Consider the following 16132-nt stretch of genomic DNA (forward strand, 5'->3'; position numbering starts at 1 on the left):
GTCCGCCACTCGGCCATTCGAGCGGTGCACAACGGGCTTGGAAACTCAGAGATCATTCGCCCGGCGCAACTTGGGTGGAGTCTCAATGACCGAGTCAAGCCGTCGACGATCTTGAAACCGTCGTGGCGCAAGTCGCCGTGGGTTCAAATCCAACACCCACCGCCGGTGAACGGCCCCTGACCAGGTATGAACTACTACGTCGCCGGCCTGCTGGTCGAGAAGATCACCGGGCACGGCTTCGCCGATGAGATACGGTCCCGGATCGCCCGGCCTCTCGCCCTGCGCGACACCTACGTCCCCGACGCCCACGACCCGCGTCTGCCGAGCCCGCACTCCCACGGCTACCTGATGACCAAGGCCGCGGACGGCACCACGCATCCGGTGGACGTCACCGAGCAGAGTCCCTGGCCCTGGGCCGAGGGCGGCATGATCTCCACCCCGGCCGACCTCGACCGGTTCCTGACCGCGCTCTTCCGTGGCCGCTTGCTTCCGCCGGGCCAGCAGGCCGAGCTGTTCACCGTTCCCGACGTCCCCAGTTTTCGCAACAGCCAGTGCCGTACCGAGACCGACGCCGGGCGGGCGTGTATGGCCATGGGGCTGATGAGGGTCAAGGCATCCAACGGAGTCGTGGTCTGGGGCAAGACCGGCTCCCGTCCCGGCTACACCAGCGGTGTGTTCTCCACCCGCGACCTCTCCCGCAAGATCGTCTACTCCCTCAATCCCACCGGCTTCGACGGGGCCGAGATGCGGTACATCCAGCAGATAGCCGCCGCGTCCTTCGGCCCCGTGGTCCCGGCCGTGGGCTGACCTTCGACGAGTCCGTGGCGTCGAGGAGGGGCGGGGTCCGTTCCGGGCGGCGGGGCGTGGGGCCGGCCGGCGCCGCCCGGGGGACCGGGGCGCGCGGGGTCAGGGCGCGGGGCGGGTGATCACGCCCCAGTGGTCCGAGCGGCCCTGGTGGTCGCCCCCGTTCTCGTCCCCGTTTCCGTTCCCGTCGGCGGTGGCTGTCCCGGGGAGGACCGCGGAGGACAGGGCGACGAGCAGGGTGGCCAGGAGCACTGTCCCCCGGCGGATGCCAAAGCGAGCTTTCACACGCACTTCTTGTGGAGGTTTCGCGGTTCAGGTCGCGATGACGTTATCTGACGGTATGTGAATCAATGATGACGATGTGGCGCTTATGTGAGCATGTGGTCCGTTCGGGGAAAGCGGCAGGGCCCCGGCGCGGTGACCGCGCCGGGGCCCTGTCCGTGAGACGTCGGGAGATGGCCCGCTAGAAGGTTCCCAGCTTGATCAGCGAGAGGATCGCCACCAGCTGGATCGCCGACGCGCCCAGCGCCTTCGGCCACGCGAGGTCGTGGGACTTGGAGACCATCAGGGTCAGGAGGGCACCGGCGGCGACCCAGGTGATCCAGCCGAGGATCTGCACGAAGGAGGCGTCACCGCCCGCGAACATGGCGACGATCAGGCGGGGCGCGTCCGTGAGGGACATGACCAGCATCGAGAGGCCGACCGTGGGCTGCCAGGCGCCGTCGCCGCCGAGCTGGCGGGCCAGGGTGTGGGTGACCACGCCCAGGACGAAGGTGCTGACCACCATCGTCACCGCCGTGACGAGGACGATCGGCACGGCGTTCGAGAGCGTCGCGTTGATCGCGTCCTCGCGGGCGCCGTCGAAGCCGAAGACGGCCAGCAGGCCGTACAGGAACGTCACGATCAGGGCGGGGCCCCACACCGCGTAGTCGCGCATCACCAGGAACGTCTGGCTCGGGCTGGTGACGATGCCCTTGAGGAGCGCCTTCCACGGCAGCCGCGGGCCGAGCGGGGCCGCCGGGGAGCTGCCCGCCCGGTAGGTGTCGCCCTGCTGGTACGGGTCCTCGCCGACGGAGAACATCTGCGTGTGCCCGGGGTTGTTGGCCGCGTACGGGTCGGCGCCGCCCTGGGGGTGCCCGCCGCCGTCGCCGAAGTACTCCGGCTCGCCGTGGTTGCCGTGGCCCCCGTCGTTCCCACGTGTCCCGTAGGAGCCGGGGTGCCCGCCGCCGTGTGTCTGCGGCCAGCCGCCCTGACCACCGCTCCGGCCGCCGCCGTGCGGTGGCCCCGGGGGCGTCTGGGGGTAGCCGTACGACGGGCCGCCGGCCTGCGGGGCCTGCTGTCCGTACGGAGGGTTTTGCGGTCGCGCTTGAGGAGCGCCGTTGTCCCGGCCGCGTCCGATCCTGAATCCAGCCACGTCATCGAACGTACCTGGTCCCGGACGGCAGCGTGCCGGGCCGGGGCCGACCGGCCCGGCTTTGCGGCCGAGCTGTGACATCCCCTAAGGGATCGTCAGGGACGCGTAAGGGGTGCGGCCCGGCGGCCCGTTCCGCAGGTCGGCGCAGGTCCGCCAGGCCGCCCGTCGCCATGGCACCAGCGCCTCACCGGCGTGTCAGTGGCTGCTCAGATACCTCCCGTACGACAGGGCCGAAGTCGGGGACGGGAGGCCGAGGTTCTTCGGGGTGAGGGCACGGGAGTTCGTCACGGAGGCCCTCGGGAAGACCCAGACGCCGCCGGAGCCCGCGTTCTCGCCCGGCGCGCCGACGGCCATGTCCGGGACGCCGTCCTTGTCGTAGTCGCCGGTGGCGACGGCGGTGCCGAAGGCGTCGTTCTTCTCCGCCACGCCGGGGACGCGGGGACGGTCCTGGTGGTACGGGACGGAGGACGCCTCGCCGTAGGCGTCGACGATGCCGCCGGTGCGGCCCAGCAGCAGGGTGGCCGCGCCGGCCGCCCCGCGGGTTCCGATGGCCTCGCCGGGGGCGCCCGCGACCAGGTCGTCGCGGCCGTCGCGGTTCCAGTCCAGTACGGCGAGGGAGGCGCCGAAGCGGTCGCCGGTCTCGGCGGCGCCGTAGACGCCGACGGTGTCCTGGTTGAGGGTCTGCGAGCGCAGGCCGAAGGACTTCTCGTCGCCGTAGAGGAGGTGGATGCCGCCGCCCTTGGCGTACGACTCGGGGCCGCACGGGTCGTCGATGTTCTCGTCGGCGATCTCGCGGCACTCGCCGAGGGCCAGGTCGTCCAGCCCGTCGCCGTCGAAGTCGCCGACGGCGAGTGCGGAGGCGGCGCCGTTGTCGGAGTTCCAGGTGTTGGCCATGCGCCGCTCGGCCTCGTCCCACGACCACAGCCGGACGTGCGACTGCGTGGAGGGGGCGTCGATCGTGTGGTAGGCGAGGGCCAGGTCGTCGACGCCGTCGGCGGTGAAGTCGCCGGTGGCGAGGACCGGGGCGCGGCCGCCCATCGGGGCGGTGAGGACGGTGGTGAGGACGACGTCCTCGCCGTTGTCGACGACCGCGCTCATGGCCACCGTGTCCCGGCCGCCGACCACCAGGTCCCTCTGGTGGTCGCCGGTGAGGTCGGTCGCGGCCACCGACGAGCCGTACGCCGACTTCGCCGACGGGCCGGTCATGGCGGTGGACCCCGGACCGGTGCCGCTCTTCGCGCCGCCGACGACGGTGACCGCGCCGGCGTCGGTGCCCCGGCCGTCGATGTCCTCCCCGGGTGCGCCGACGATCAGCTCCGCCCTGCCGTCGCCGCTGAGGTCCTGCAGCAGGACGGACGCGCCGAACCGGTCGCCGGTCTCCGGCGAGCCGGGCACCTCGGCGGTGGCCTGGCTGACCCGGATGCTCCCGTGCAGGCCCAGGCCCTTCTTGCCGCCCCAGACGAGGTTCACATAGCCGGCCTTCGCCTTGCCGTTCACGGTCGCGTCGGGCATGCCGACGGCGAGGTCCGCGTAGCCGTCGCCGTTGAAGTCGCTGGTCACGGCGGTGGGGGTCGGGGCGGGTTCGGTGCGCGGGGCCGCGGTGGCCGTCGTGGCGAGCGTCAGGGCGAGGGCGGCCGTGGTGGCGGTGGAGGCCGCCACGGTGGCGGCGGCCAGGGCGTAGGTCCGGCTGTGCGTCCGTCTGTGCACGGGTGGCTCCAGGTGGGTGGCCGAATGTCGAGGGTGTGGCTGGTTCACCTGTGTGACACCTGGAGGCCGTGCGGGGTTGTGCGGGCGAGGCCGGAAGTCTCCGGCTTGTTGGGCCGGACACCCCCGGCTCGGGCCGGAAATCTTCCGGCTGCGCCAGACTCCCCGGCTGGGCCCGGACGCCCCCGGGCTCGGGCCGGACGTCTACGGCTCGGGCCCGGGGGCGTTCGGGCTCGGCGGAGATGGGGCGGCTCGGTCTAGGACCAGAACTCGCTCTCCTTGTCCAGGTCCTCCTGGCACTCGTCGATGTCGGTGATCTTGTCCCCGACGATGCGGAAGACGAGGCAGCCGTTCTGCTCGATCCGCCTGTCGCCGCGCTCGGCGGTGTAGCGGTGCACGGAGACGGCGTGGCCCCGGCCGTCCACGCAGATGTGGCTCAGCTCGACGCGGAACGTCCCGGCGGTCTCCGCGAAGAGCCGCTGGTACAGGCCGATGATCGCGTCCTGGCCCTTGTGGTCGCCCGACAGGAGGTGGCTGCCGGGGATGTGGTGGGTGCAGTCCGAGGCCATCAGGCTGCGCAGGGTGTCCATGTCGCCGCGGGTGAAGGCTTCGTAGCCCTTGCGGACGAGCGCCGTGTTCGGATGTTCGGCCATGGGTATCGCCGGCTTTCCGCTGTTTGTGCTGTTTTGCTGCCGTAGAGGCCATTATCTCGCGGGTGTGGGCCTTCGCGAGCGTGCGCGAAGGCCCACACCGGTACGCCGGCCGTGCGTGCCGCCGGGGCGGCCGTTACTGCAGCATTCCCCGGATCGTGTCGCCGTCCACGGCCGTCGCGCCGGTGGTGGTGACGCCCTTCGACGAACCCCGCAGGACCAGGGAACCGTTCTCGCCCACCACGTACAGGTCGGCCCTGCCGTCGCGGTCGGTGTCGCGGAGGCGGATCGTGTGGCCGAAGTACTCGCCGGCGGCCAGGGCGCCGGGGACGCCCGCCGTGCCGCGGGTGAGGAACTGGGAACCCTTGGCCGTCAGGCCGGACCTGCTGCCGTAGAGGACGTGGACGGCGCCCGCCCCGTCCTTGCCGCCGACACCCTCGCCCGGGGCGGCCACCGCGAGGTCGCGGTAGCCGTCGCCGTTCACGTCACCCGCGGTGATCGAGTCGCCGAAGGCGTCGTACGACTCCGGTGTGTCGGCGATGCCGGACGTGGCCTGGGTGAAGCGGGCGGACGCGGACGGGCCGGAGGCGGAGCCGTACCAGACCGTCACGCGGCCCTTGGTCCGGTCGTAGACCGGCGTGCCGATGGCGATGTCGCCGTACCCGTCCTTGTCGAAGTCGGCGATGACGCCGTCTCCGCCGCGTTCGGCCTGGCCGCCGTTGCCGTTCACGCGCTCCAGGCGGAGGGTCTTGCCCGGGTAGAGCTTGGTCTTGCCGCCCTTGACGAACCAGGCATCGGAGGCGATGTACTCCGGGGTGACGACGTCGCCGATGACGACCAGGTCGGTCTTGCCGTCCTTGTCGACCTTGCCGGAGACGACGGCGGTGGAGTAGAAGCTCGAACTGTCCTTGTCCAGGACCGTGACCGAGCCCTTCACCCCCGACCTGGTGAACGCGCCCCGGTAGACGTACGTCTTGCTGTCGCGGACGAGGGCCAGGTCCTGGTCGCCGTCGCCGTCGAAGTCGCCGGTGGCGAAGTCGCGGGCCTCACCGGAGACGCCCTTCGGGCCCTTGAACGGGACGGTCGTGCCGCCGGACAGGCCCTTTTCGCCGCCCCAGAGGATGGTGACCGTGCCCTTGTCCTTGTACGTGCCGACGTTCTCGCCGTTGGCGGAGACCGCGAGGTCGCCGTAGCCGTCCTTGTCGAAGTCCGCCGCCGTGCGGATCTCCCCGAAGAAGTCGTCCGTCTCGTCGGCGCCGGGGACGCCCGCGCTCGCCTGGTCGACGAACTGGGTCTTCGTGCCGGGGCCGTCGGCCGTGCCGAAGGTGACGAGGACGCCACCGCCCTTGCTGAAGCGGGTGTCGGTGCCGTACGAGAAGACCGCGGTGTCGCGGTGGCCGTCGCCGTTGAAGTCGTCGGCGTACTTGGCGGGCGCGGCGGAGGCGGAGCCCCCGGAGAGGGCGAGGGGGGTCACGGTGGCCGCCACGAGTGTCGCGGCCGTCGCGGCGCTACGGAATCGCATGCATGTCCTTCGAAGTGGGAGGAGGTCGAAGTGGGAGGAGGGGCGAGGGCGGGGCTACTGGGCGAGCTGCGCGCCGAAGCTGTACGCGGTGTCCTTGAGCCCGACGCTCGCCGCCGTGATGCTCCTGGCGCCCTTGGTGGTCGGGCCGGAGGCCGTGCCCTTGAGGACCAGGAGGGCGCCCCGGGTGTTCTCGGCGGGGGCCGCGACGACCAGTTCGGCCCTGCCGTCGCGGTTCAGGTCGATCAGACGGACGGCGCCGCCGAAGCCGTCCTGGGTCTCGGCGGTGCCGGGGACGCCCGCGGTGTCCTGGTGGAAGGACTTGGCGCCCTTGGTGGTCAGACCGGCGGCCGAGCCGTACAGGACGGTGACCGAGCCGGCGAACGGCGTGTCGTTCACGCCCTCGTACTGCGCGCCGACCGCGAGGTCGGCGTACCTGTCGCCGTTGATGTCGCCGACGGAGAGCGCGCCGCCGAAGAAGTCGCTCTCCTCGCCCGTGCCCGGCACGCCGGGGGTGTCCTGGTTGACCACCGTCGGGGTCTGGGTGAGGTCGGGGCCGCCCTTGCCGCCGTACCAGATCTCCACCTGGCCGCCCAGATGGCCCGTGCCCTCCTGGAACGCCGGGTCCTCCGGGTTGGCGAGGACGAGGTCGCCGTAGCCGTCGCCGTTGATGTCGCCGACGGTGACACGGCTGTCGCCCTCGGCCTTCGGCATGTCGACGACGGTGGTCTTCCCGCCCTTGTACGTGTGGTACCTGACCCGGCCGCCGGGGTCTGCGGCCGTGAACTCCGTGTAGACGCGCTCGGCGGCCTTGTCCCCGGTGAGGTCGCCCGCGCCGACGTCGCGCGTGGGACCGACGGTGCGGACGTAGCTCGCGCTCGCCGCGGCGCCGGTGCTCTTCTTGAAGGGGCCTTGGTAGATCCGGGTCTGCAGGTCGCCGGTGACCGTGAGGTCGGGCGAGCCGTCACCGTTGAAGTCGGCCGCCGCGAGGCCGCGGCTGTAACCGTGCTCGGCGGCGATGTCGGAGGGCTGGGGCAGCGCGGTGCCGCCGGTAAGGCCCTTCCTGCCGCCCCACAGGATGGTCACCTGGCCCACGTACGTGTCGACGCCGACGCCCTCGCCGGTCGCGCCGACGGCCAGGTCCGCGTAGCCGTCCTTGTCGAAGTCGGCGGAGGCGAGGCTGGCGCCGAAGGAGTCCTGCCTCTCGGCCGAACCGGCGACTCCGCTCGTGTTCTGAGTGATCACACTCCGCCCGGCGGCCGAGACGCCCGACTTCGAGCCGTAGAGCACGATCACCGCGCCGGCCGCCGACGCGCCGCCGACATCGGTGCCCGGCGCGCCCACCGCGAGGTCGTGGTAGCCGTCGCCGTTGTAGTCGTCCGCGTACCTGGCGACCGCCGCGCCGGCGGGGGCGGCCAGGGCGAGCGGCGTCAGACCGGAGGCGAGGAGAGCTGCGGCCAGGAGGAAGGGGCGAGTGCGCATGGGGACTCCAGGAGGGAGGAGGGCCGTGGCGGGTGTGGCGCGCCCGTCGCGGGCAGGCCCGCACCCTTGCCGGATGCGGGCCTGCCCGGGGCTACCTCAGTTGGCCGCGTTCGCGCCGAAGACCGGCTGGCCGGAGGTGGAGACGCCGACCGAGGACGGGGCGAGGGAGCGGGAGCCGGTGGTGGTGATCTTCGTGCCGTCGGAGGGCAGGTAGAGCACCGAGCCGTTGTAGTCGTTCTCGCCGTACGCGCCGATCGTCAGGTCGGCCTTGCCGTCGCCGGTGACGTCGGTGAGCTTGACCTCGCCGCCGAGCTGGTCGTCCTTCTCGTCCGAGCCGGGGACGCCGGCCGTGGACTGGGCGAAGTACTGGTAGCCGGAGGTGGTGTTCACGCCGGAGGCCGAGCCGTACAGGACGGTCACCGCACCGGTGTTGACGACACCGCCGAGGTTCTCGCCGGGCGAGCCGACGACCAGGTCGCTCTTCCCGTCGCCGTTGATGTCGCCGAGGGACAGCTCGCTGCCGAAGAAGTCGCCGCGCTCGGAGGAGCCGGGCACGTTGCCGCTGTCCTGCGTCACCGCGACCGTGGTGGCCGGGCCGTCGGCGGAGCCGTAGATGATGTGGACCTTGCCGCCGGTGGACGATCCGGGCACGCTGGGCTCGCTGCCGTCCTTGGACGGGTCCCAGTCCTGACCGGTGACCACGTCGCCGAAGCCGTCGCCGTTGACGTCGCCGATGCCGGTGATGACACCGCGCTTCAGCTCCCGCACACCGCCGTCCGAGCCCAGGCCGCCGGCCGCGCCCGGCACGTACCAGTTGGTGTTGTAGCCGTAGTCGCCGTCGGTCTCGAAGCCGTCGACCACCAGGTCGGTCCGCTTGTCGCCGTTGGTGTCACCGGCGGTGAGCATGATCGCGCCGCCGTTGCCGGAGCGCAGGTCCAGCTTGATGCCGTACTGGTCGCCGAACGACCCGGACTTGGTGATGCCGTCGCCGATGACGTACACGAGGTTCGACGAGTTGCCGATCGCCAGGTCCTCGGTGCCGTCGCCGTCGAAGTCGCCCGAGGCGAGCGACTTGCCCCACTGGTCGTGGGACGAGGGTGCCTGGTCCTTGATGGTGGTGGCGCCGGAGAGGCCGGCCGCCGAGCCCCACACGATGAGCACGGTGCCGCCGTCGGTGTCGCCGGACACGTCCTCGGTCGGGGCGCCCACGGCGAGGTCGTCGAAGCCGTCGCCGTTGTAGTCGCCGTATGCGCTGGACCAGCCGAACCAGTCGTCGGTCTCGGCGGTGCCGGGTACGCCAGTCGTGTTCTGGCTGATGGTCGTGCGCTTGGTCGACGTCACACCGTTCGCGGATCCGTACAGGGCGACGATCTGTCCGGCGGTCGCCTTGCCGCCGACGGTGGCCCCGCCCGCCGAGTACGCGACGTCGCCGAAGCCGTCGCCGTTGAAGTCCGCCACAGGGTGGTGGACCGAGTCGGCGGCCGTGGCCGTCGCGGCCGAGAAGGTGAGCAGACCGCCGGTCAGCGCGGCCGCCGAGGCCGTCGCGAGGGCGAGTCGCAGGTGCTTGTGCATGCGGGAATCTCCTGCCGCATGCGGGACGCCTGGCAGACGTCCCGCAGTCAAATGGGGTGCTTTCTGTCCGTGTTCGCCCGGACTTCACCTGGGTGTCACGGGAAAGTTGGCGAACAAGAGACTGGTGAGGCGGCAGGAGGGTTGTACGGGAGTTCGAGAAATTTTTTCGCGTACGGCCAGTACCTACGGTCAGTAGTCAGTGCCTACGGTCAGTAGTCAGTACTTACGGTCAGTGGTCAGTGCCTACGGTCAGTCCGCCGCCTCGCCGCCGAAGTTCGGTGACGCGTGGGTGGACACGCCCACGGCGGACGGGGCGAGGGAGCGCGTGCCGGCCGTGGTGATCTTCGTGCCGTCGGAGGGCAGGTGGACCACCGAGCCGTTGCCGCCGTTCTCGCCGGCCCTGCCGACCGTCAGGTCCGCTCTGCCGTCGCCGGTGACGTCGGTGAGCTTCACCTCGGAGCCGAAGTGGTCGTACTTCTCGTTCGTGCCGGGGACGCCGGCCGTGGACTGGGTGAAGTACTGGAAGCCCGAGTCGGTGTCGAGGCCGGCGGCCGAGCCGTAGAGGACCGTCACCGCGCCCGCGTCGACGACACCCTTCAGGTCCTCGTCGGACGTACTGGTCACCAGGTCCTGGAAGCCGTCGCCGTTGATGTCGCCGAGCGAGAGTTCGAAGCCGAAGCTGTCCTCGCGTTCGGAGGTGCCGGGCACCCGCCCGGTGTTCTGGGACATCGAGGTGGACGTGGAGGTGACCGGGCCGGTGGCCGAGCCGTAGGTGATGTTGACCTTGCCGCCGAGGACGGAGTCGGGCGCGGAGAGCACGTCGGGGTCGTCGGTGGGGTCCCAGTGCTGGCCGGTGACGATGTCGCCGTAGCCGTCTGCGTTGATGTCGCCCACGGCACTGACGAGGCCGGGCTTCAGCTTCCGGGCGGCGGCGACGGACAGGCCGGAGGCCGTGCCGGGCACGTAGAAGTTGACGTTCCAGCGCCGTTCCCCGCCGGCCTCTATGCCATTGACGATCAGGTCGGTCCGCTTGTCGCCGTTGACGTCACCCGAGGTGAGGTTGAGCGAGCCCGTGAACTCCTCGGACCTGATGGGTGCCTTGAAGGCGCGGTAGGAGCCGGGTCTGCCCGACTTGGCGATGCCGTCCCCGAACACATGGACCGTGCTCGACGCGGTGCCGACCGCGAGGTCCTCCGTGCCGTCGCCGTCGAAGTCCCCAGCGGCCAGTGCCTTGCCCCAGCCGCCGTGCAGGGAGGGTGCCGGGTCCGCCAGCGTCGTACCGCCGGACAGGCCGCGCGGTGAGCCCCACACGATCGTGACGGTGCCGGTGTCCCGGACGCCTCCGGTGTCCTCCGTGGACGCGGACACCGCGAGGTCGTCGAAGCCGTCGCCGTTGAAGTCGCCGTACGCGCTGTGCCCGCCGAACGCGTCGCCGATCTCGGCGCTGTCGGGGATCCCGGGCGTGTTCTGGCTGATCGTGGTGCGGTTCGCGGCGCTCACGCCGTCCGGCGAGCCGTACAGGGCGACGATCTGACCGGCATAGGTCCTGCCGTCCACCGTGGCGACGGCGGCCGAGTACGCGACGTCGCCGTACCCGTCGCCGTCGAAGTCGGCCACGGGGTGGTGCACCGGGTCGGCGGCCGTGGCCGTCGCGGCCGAGAAGGTGAGCAGACCGCCGGTCAGCGCGGCCGCGGAGGCCGTCGCGAGGGCGAGTCGCAGGTGCTTGTGCATGCGGGGATCTCCTGCGGCATACGGGACGCCCGGCAGCGGGCGTCCACGTCGATGGGGTGCCTGTTCCGCCCGCGTACGCCTGGAGTCGGTCGGCGGCCGGGGAGGACGTCGGCGAAGAGGAGACCGCTGGCGAGGTGCGTGGGTTGTAGGTGAACTCGGGCGAGATTCCGGGGTGTTGGACGCACCGAGGGGTTGGGGTGTGCTGCGCGCGGGGGTGCCGAACGTTCTCCGGCGTTCGTGCGTCTGCGGTGCGAGGCAACGACAGACGAACCGTCGAACCGGTGGGAGACATGATGCTGAGCGGTACCCGTGCACGGATCGCCCTGACCGTCCTTGCGATGACGCCCCTGGCCGTCGGGTGCGCGGCACTGGACACCGGGGGCACGAGTTCGGCCTCGTGCGTGTTCGCCGTGGACTACGGCGACCGGAGTTACGTCGACGCGGGCAAGGTCCGCTACACCCTCGGCGCCGAGGTGGGCACCGCGCGGGACTCGGTCTGCGAGGACCAGGGCGGTGGCGAGGAGGACCGGGTGGCCCCCGGGGGCCTTGGCGACTACACGGCCTACGCCATCAAGGGCATCGACACCAAGGACGCGATCGCGGTCCGCGACTCCCCGGGGGACGAGGTGCGCGTCGTGATCCACATGACCGGGGACGGAGGCGTGAGGGAGGCGGCCGAGCGCCTCTTCGGGAAGGAGGAGCGGGGCGGGAAGGACGACGGCACCCATGTGGACGAGCCGCGGGACGACACGGGCGACAGCGCGGCGTCCGTGGGGAAGTGCGTGCTCGTCGTGGAGTACGGGAACGAGAGCTACACCGGCCGGGGTGACGCGAAGATCGAGCTGGGGGACAAGGCAGGGTCGGCCCGCGCGGTGCCCTGCTGGGACACGCCCGGCGAGGCCGACACCTCGGCCGAACCGGAGGTGTACCAGGCGTACGAGATCAAGGGGCTGGACCCGGCCGACGCCATGGCGATCCGTTTCTCTGCGGGCGAGGAGCCCTTGCTCATGGTCCGCATGGCCGACGACCTGCCGCCGGAGGTCGAGGCCCTGCTCGCGGCCGAGGAGCGGTGAGGAGTGAGGGGTGAGCGGTGAGCGGTGAGCGGTGCGAGCTTGGGCGGTGCGCGCCTTGAGCCGCGCGTCCCTTGGCCGTACGCCCCCTTGGCCGTACGCCCCCTTGGCCGTACGCCCCCTCGGCCGTACGCCCCCTGAGCCGTGTGTGCCGTGGCGCGGCGGTGCCCCCGGTCCGAGGGGACCGGGGGCACCGTGTCGACCGCCGTGCGCGGAGGGCTACTTGACCGGCTGCGGCTCCGGCTCGCTCTCTGTGTCCGCCGTGCCCGCCGGAGGCTCGTCCTCGTCCGGGACGGGCGTCTTGACGGACTCCAGCAGCAGCTGGGCGACGTCGACGACCGTGATGGACTCCTTGGCCTTGCCGTCGTTCTTCTTGCCGTTGACCGAGTCGGTCAGCATGACGAGGCAGAACGGGCAGGCGGTGGAGACGATGTCCGGGTTCAGGGAGAGGGCCTCGTCGACGCGCTCGTTGTTGATGCGCTTGCCGATCCGCTCCTCCATCCACATCCGCGCGCCACCGGCACCGCAGCAGAAGCCGCGCTCCTTGTGGCGGTGCATCTCCTGCTGACGCAGGCCCGGGACGGCGGTCATGATCTCGCGCGGGGGCGTGTAGATCTTGTTGTGCCGGCCCAGGTAGCAGGGGTCGTGGTAGGTGATCAGGCCCTCGACCGGGGTCACCGGGATCAGCTTGCCCTCGTCGATGAGGTGCTGGAGCAGCTGGGTGTGGTGGATGACCTCGTAGTCGCCGCCGAGCTGCGGGTACTCGTTGCCGAGTGTGTTGAGGCAGTGCGGGCAGGTGGCGACGATCTTCTTCGCCGACTTCGGCTTCAGCGTGGAGGGGTCGTCCTCGTCCTCGCCGAACGCCATGTTCAGCGCGGCCACGTTCTCCATGCCGAGCTCCTGGAACAGGGGCTCGTTGCCGAGGCGGCGGGCGGAGTCACCGGTGCACTTCTCGTCGCCGCCCATGATGGCGAACTTGACGCCCGCCATGTGGAGCAGTTCGGCGAAGGCCTTGGTGGTCTTCTTGGCGCGGTCCTCCAGGGCCCCGGCGCAGCCGACCCAGTACAGGTACTCGACCTCGGACAGGTCCTCGATGTCCTTGCCGACGACCGGGACCTCGAACTCGACCTCCTTGAGCCACTCCAGGCGCTGCTTCTTCGCCAGGCCCCAGGGGTTGCCCTTCTTCTCCAGGTTCTTGAGCATCGTGCCCGCCTCGGACGGGAACGCGGACTCGATCATCACCTGGTAGCGGCGCATGTCGACGATGTGGTCGACGTGCTCGATGTCGACCGGGCACTGCTCGACGCAGGCGCCGCAGGTGGTGCAGGACCACAGGACGTCCGGGTCGATGACGCCGTTCTCCTCGACGGTCCCGATCAGCGGCCGCTCGGCCTCGGCCAGGGCCGCGGCGGGCACGTCCTTGAGCTGCTCCTCGGACGCCTTCTCCTCGCCCTCCATGGTCTTGCCGCCACCGGCGAGCAGGTAGGGGGCCTTGGCGTGCGCGTGGTCCCGCAGCGACATGATCAGCAGCTTCGGGGACAGCGGCTTGCCGGTGTTCCAGGCCGGGCACTGCGACTGACAGCGGCCGCACTCGGTGCAGGTCGAGAAGTCGAGGATGCCCTTCCAGGAGAACTGCTCCACCTGGCTGACACCGAAGACGTCGTCGTCACCGGGGTCGGTGAAGTCGATCGGCTTGCCGCCCGAGGTCATCGGCTGCAGACCGCCCAGCGCCGTGGCGCCGTCGGCGTTGCGCTTGAACCAGATGTTCGGGAAGCCGAGGAAGCGGTGCCAGGCGACACCCATGTTGGTGTTCAGCGAGACCGTGATCATCCAGATCAGCGAGGTGCCGATCTTGATCATCGCGGTGAAGTAGATCAGGTTCTGGAGCGTGGCGACGCCCAGGCCCTTGAAGGCGAGGACGAGCGGGTACGAGGCGAAGTAGGCGGCCTCGTAGTGGTCCACGTGGTGGATGGCGCCCTCAAGACCGCGCAGGGTGTAGATCGCGAGGCCGATGGTGAGGATGACGTACTCGACGAAGTACGCCTGCCAGGCCTTGGAGCCCGCGAAACGCGACTTGCGGCCGGCCCGGGAGGGCAGGTTGAGCAGCCGGATGGCGATCAGCACCAGGATGCCGAGGATCGTCATCACACCGATGAACTCGATGTACATCTCGAACGGCAGGAAGCCGCCGACCACCGGCAGCGTCCAGTCGGCCTGGAACAGCTGGCCGTACGCCTGGGCGAGGGTGGGCGGCAGCGTCAGGAAGCCGATCGCGACGAACCAGTGGGCGAAGCCGACGATCCCCCACCGGTTCATCCGGGTGTGGCCGAGGAACTCCTTGACCAGGGTGATCGTGCGCGCCTTCGGGTCGTCCGTACGGCTGCCCGCGGGCACCGGCTGACCGAGCTTCACGAACCGGTAGATCTGCGCCACGGCTCGGGCGATGAGCGCAACGCCGACCACGGTCAGGACCAGCGACACGATGATCGCGGCGAGTTGCATTGGGGGCTCCTCGGGCCTGCGAGGGTTTTCCTCCGGGGTGCCTGCCCGGCTCCTCGGAGATCATGGGAGATCATTACTAAGCGGTAACTTATGCAGTCCGTCTGAGACTACCCAGTTCTCCTGCCGCACTGTAGCCAGGGGGGCGGTGATCTGCGTCGCTGAGGGTTGCCTGAGTGCAGGCCTGTCGCTCCGGGGTGGTGACGGTGCGGACGCGCTGTTTCAAAACGATCGTGTTATTCGTGAGAAATTGTGACATTCACGCCTAACTTGGATCCGTGCTGTACGGAATCCTCGCCGCCGCCTCCGCCCTGTTGCTGACCGCCATGCTCTCGGCGGCCGTACGCGTGCCCGCGCTGCGGCTGGGGATCGTGGAGCGGCGGCGCGGACGGCGGGTGCCGGTGCTCGGCGGTGTCGCGGTGATGGCCGGGGTGGGGGCCGTGGCGTGGGTGGGGGAGTGGAGCGGGGTCGCTCCGCTGGGGGAGGAGGCCGGCCGGCTGATCGTCGCGGGGGCCGGACTCGGGCTCCTCGGACTGGTCGGCGACGTGTGGCGGCTGCCGGCGGTGCTGGCGGCGGCGGGGGTCGTCGCCGCCGCCGCGCTGGTGGTGCCGTACCGCGAACTGGGTGTGCTGGGCGGGGTCTCGGGGATCGCCTGGATCGCTCTCGTGGTGCACGGGTTCAAGGGGATGACGCGTTCCGACGGGGCGCTCGGGGTGGTCGGGGCCGTCACCGCGTTCGCGTTGAGCGGGTGCGCGGCGGCCGAGGTCATGGACGGTCTGGCGACGCTGTTCAGCGTGCTGGCGGCCGCGCTCACCGGGTTCCTGATGCACAACTGGCCGCCCGCGCGGGTCGTGCTCGGCACCTGCGGGGCGCTCTTCGTGGGCTTCGTGCTCGCGGGGGGTGTCCTGCACGTGTACGCCGTCGGGTACGGGGCGGGTGTCGGGGCGCCCTTCGCCCTCACGGCCGTGGCGACCGTCGACGCCGTCCTCGTCCTGGTCTCGCGGAAGCGGGCGGGGCGGGAGCTGTGGCGGGGCGGGCCCGACCATCTCGCCCACCGGCTGCGGAGGATCGGTCTCACGCCGCCGGGGGTGGTGGTCGTCCTGGGGATCCTCGCGGCGGGCTCCGCCGGGGTGGGGCTCGCCATCCACATGCTGTGGACGGAGCCGGGGACCGCGTGGTGGGTCGCGGGGGCGGCCGGGGTGGTCGTCCTCGGGATGCTCTTCGTGCCGGTGGGCCCGCCCCGGGGTGCGCGGGCCGGTGCGGGGTCCGGTGCGGGGCGGGTTCCGGCCGCCGCCGGTGCCGCGGTCCGGCGCCCGCGGGCCACTGCCGCCCGGGCGGTTCCGACGGGCGTCCACCGGGTGCCCGACGCCGCCGGCCGTCGCTCCATCCCGGGGGGCCGCGCCCCCGGTTCCTCGTCCCGGCCGACGCACCTGGGCCGACAGGAGGCGGCCGAGCTGGGGCGGCGCGGGTGGGTGGGGTGAGGTGGAACCGCCGGTAGGCGGACGGGGGTCGGGAGCCAGTGCCTCTGCCTCGCGGATCCGGTGGGCTCACCGACCGCGGTCTCCGGTCTCCGGCCGCCGACCACCGGTCTCCGACCACCGGTCTCCGACCACCGGTCTCCGACCACCGGTCTCCGACCACCGGTCTCCGACCACCGGTCTCCGACCACCGGTCTCCGACCACCGGT

Annotated in this window: 12 protein-coding genes; 3 read left to right on the top strand and 9 right to left on the bottom strand. The window is 71.2% G+C overall.

Features of this window, described 5'->3' with window-relative positions; all coding sequences use genetic code 11:
* Positions 1 to 186: 186 nt before the first annotated feature.
* The gene (locus tag ACZ6BB_RS19445; protein WP_471616396.1) at positions 187 to 807 is read left to right on the top strand and encodes a serine hydrolase domain-containing protein; all 621 of its coding nucleotides are present in this window, start codon (positions 187 to 189) and stop codon (positions 805 to 807) included.
* Positions 808 to 906: 99 nt separating this feature from the next.
* Here ACZ6BB_RS19445 and ACZ6BB_RS19450 read toward each other — a convergent pair whose 3' ends face one another.
* The 8 genes from ACZ6BB_RS19450 to ACZ6BB_RS19485 all read right to left on the bottom strand — a co-directional run bounded on the left by ACZ6BB_RS19450 (position 907) and on the right by ACZ6BB_RS19485 (position 10876).
* Positions 907 to 1089 carry a hypothetical protein gene (locus ACZ6BB_RS19450; RefSeq protein WP_471616397.1) on the bottom strand — a complete coding sequence of 61 codons (183 nt, stop codon included), beginning with the start codon at positions 1087 to 1089 and terminating at the stop codon, positions 907 to 909.
* A gap of 178 nt (positions 1090 to 1267) precedes the next feature.
* The gene (locus ACZ6BB_RS19455; RefSeq protein WP_471616398.1) at positions 1268 to 2299 is read right to left on the bottom strand and encodes a Yip1 family protein; all 1032 of its coding nucleotides are present in this window, start codon (positions 2297 to 2299) and stop codon (positions 1268 to 1270) included.
* A 114-nt stretch (positions 2300 to 2413) separates the two neighbouring features.
* Entirely contained in the window at positions 2414 to 3925 is a 1512-nt protein-coding gene (locus tag ACZ6BB_RS19460) for an FG-GAP repeat protein (protein WP_471616399.1), read from the bottom strand.
* A gap of 254 nt (positions 3926 to 4179) precedes the next feature.
* Complete coding sequence (locus ACZ6BB_RS19465) at positions 4180 to 4575, bottom strand: nuclear transport factor 2 family protein (protein WP_471616400.1); 396 nt, start codon at positions 4573 to 4575, stop codon at positions 4180 to 4182.
* A 133-nt stretch (positions 4576 to 4708) separates the two neighbouring features.
* A complete protein-coding gene (locus ACZ6BB_RS19470) occupies positions 4709 to 6094 on the bottom strand; it encodes an FG-GAP and VCBS repeat-containing protein (RefSeq protein ID WP_471616401.1) in 1386 nt (461 codons plus the stop codon).
* A 54-nt stretch (positions 6095 to 6148) separates the two neighbouring features.
* Positions 6149 to 7573: an FG-GAP-like repeat-containing protein gene (locus ACZ6BB_RS19475; RefSeq protein WP_471616402.1), complete on the bottom strand. Its 1425-nt coding sequence runs from the start codon at positions 7571 to 7573 to the stop codon at positions 6149 to 6151.
* Positions 7574 to 7669: 96 nt separating this feature from the next.
* Positions 7670 to 9145, bottom strand: a complete 1476-nt coding sequence (locus tag ACZ6BB_RS19480; RefSeq protein WP_471616403.1) for an FG-GAP-like repeat-containing protein — start codon at positions 9143 to 9145, stop codon at positions 7670 to 7672.
* A 249-nt stretch (positions 9146 to 9394) separates the two neighbouring features.
* The gene (locus ACZ6BB_RS19485) at positions 9395 to 10876 is read right to left on the bottom strand and encodes an FG-GAP and VCBS repeat-containing protein (RefSeq protein WP_471616404.1); all 1482 of its coding nucleotides are present in this window, start codon (positions 10874 to 10876) and stop codon (positions 9395 to 9397) included.
* Positions 10877 to 11214: 338 nt separating this feature from the next.
* Here ACZ6BB_RS19485 and ACZ6BB_RS19490 point away from each other — a divergent pair, with 338 nt between their 5' ends.
* Positions 11215 to 11949, top strand: coding sequence for a DUF6281 family protein (locus ACZ6BB_RS19490; RefSeq protein ID WP_471616405.1), 735 nt, complete (start codon positions 11215 to 11217; stop codon positions 11947 to 11949).
* Between the two features lie 216 nt (positions 11950 to 12165).
* Here ACZ6BB_RS19490 and ACZ6BB_RS19495 read toward each other — a convergent pair whose 3' ends face one another.
* Complete coding sequence (locus ACZ6BB_RS19495; protein ID WP_471616406.1) at positions 12166 to 14448, bottom strand: (Fe-S)-binding protein; 2283 nt, start codon at positions 14446 to 14448, stop codon at positions 12166 to 12168.
* A gap of 275 nt (positions 14449 to 14723) precedes the next feature.
* Between ACZ6BB_RS19495 and ACZ6BB_RS19500 the strand changes: the two genes are divergently transcribed.
* Complete coding sequence (locus tag ACZ6BB_RS19500) at positions 14724 to 15926, top strand: MraY family glycosyltransferase (protein ID WP_471616407.1); 1203 nt, start codon at positions 14724 to 14726, stop codon at positions 15924 to 15926.
* Positions 15927 to 16132: the final 206 nt, after the last annotated feature.

The sequence above is a fragment of the Streptomyces sp. NPDC041108 genome, assembly GCF_055592645.1.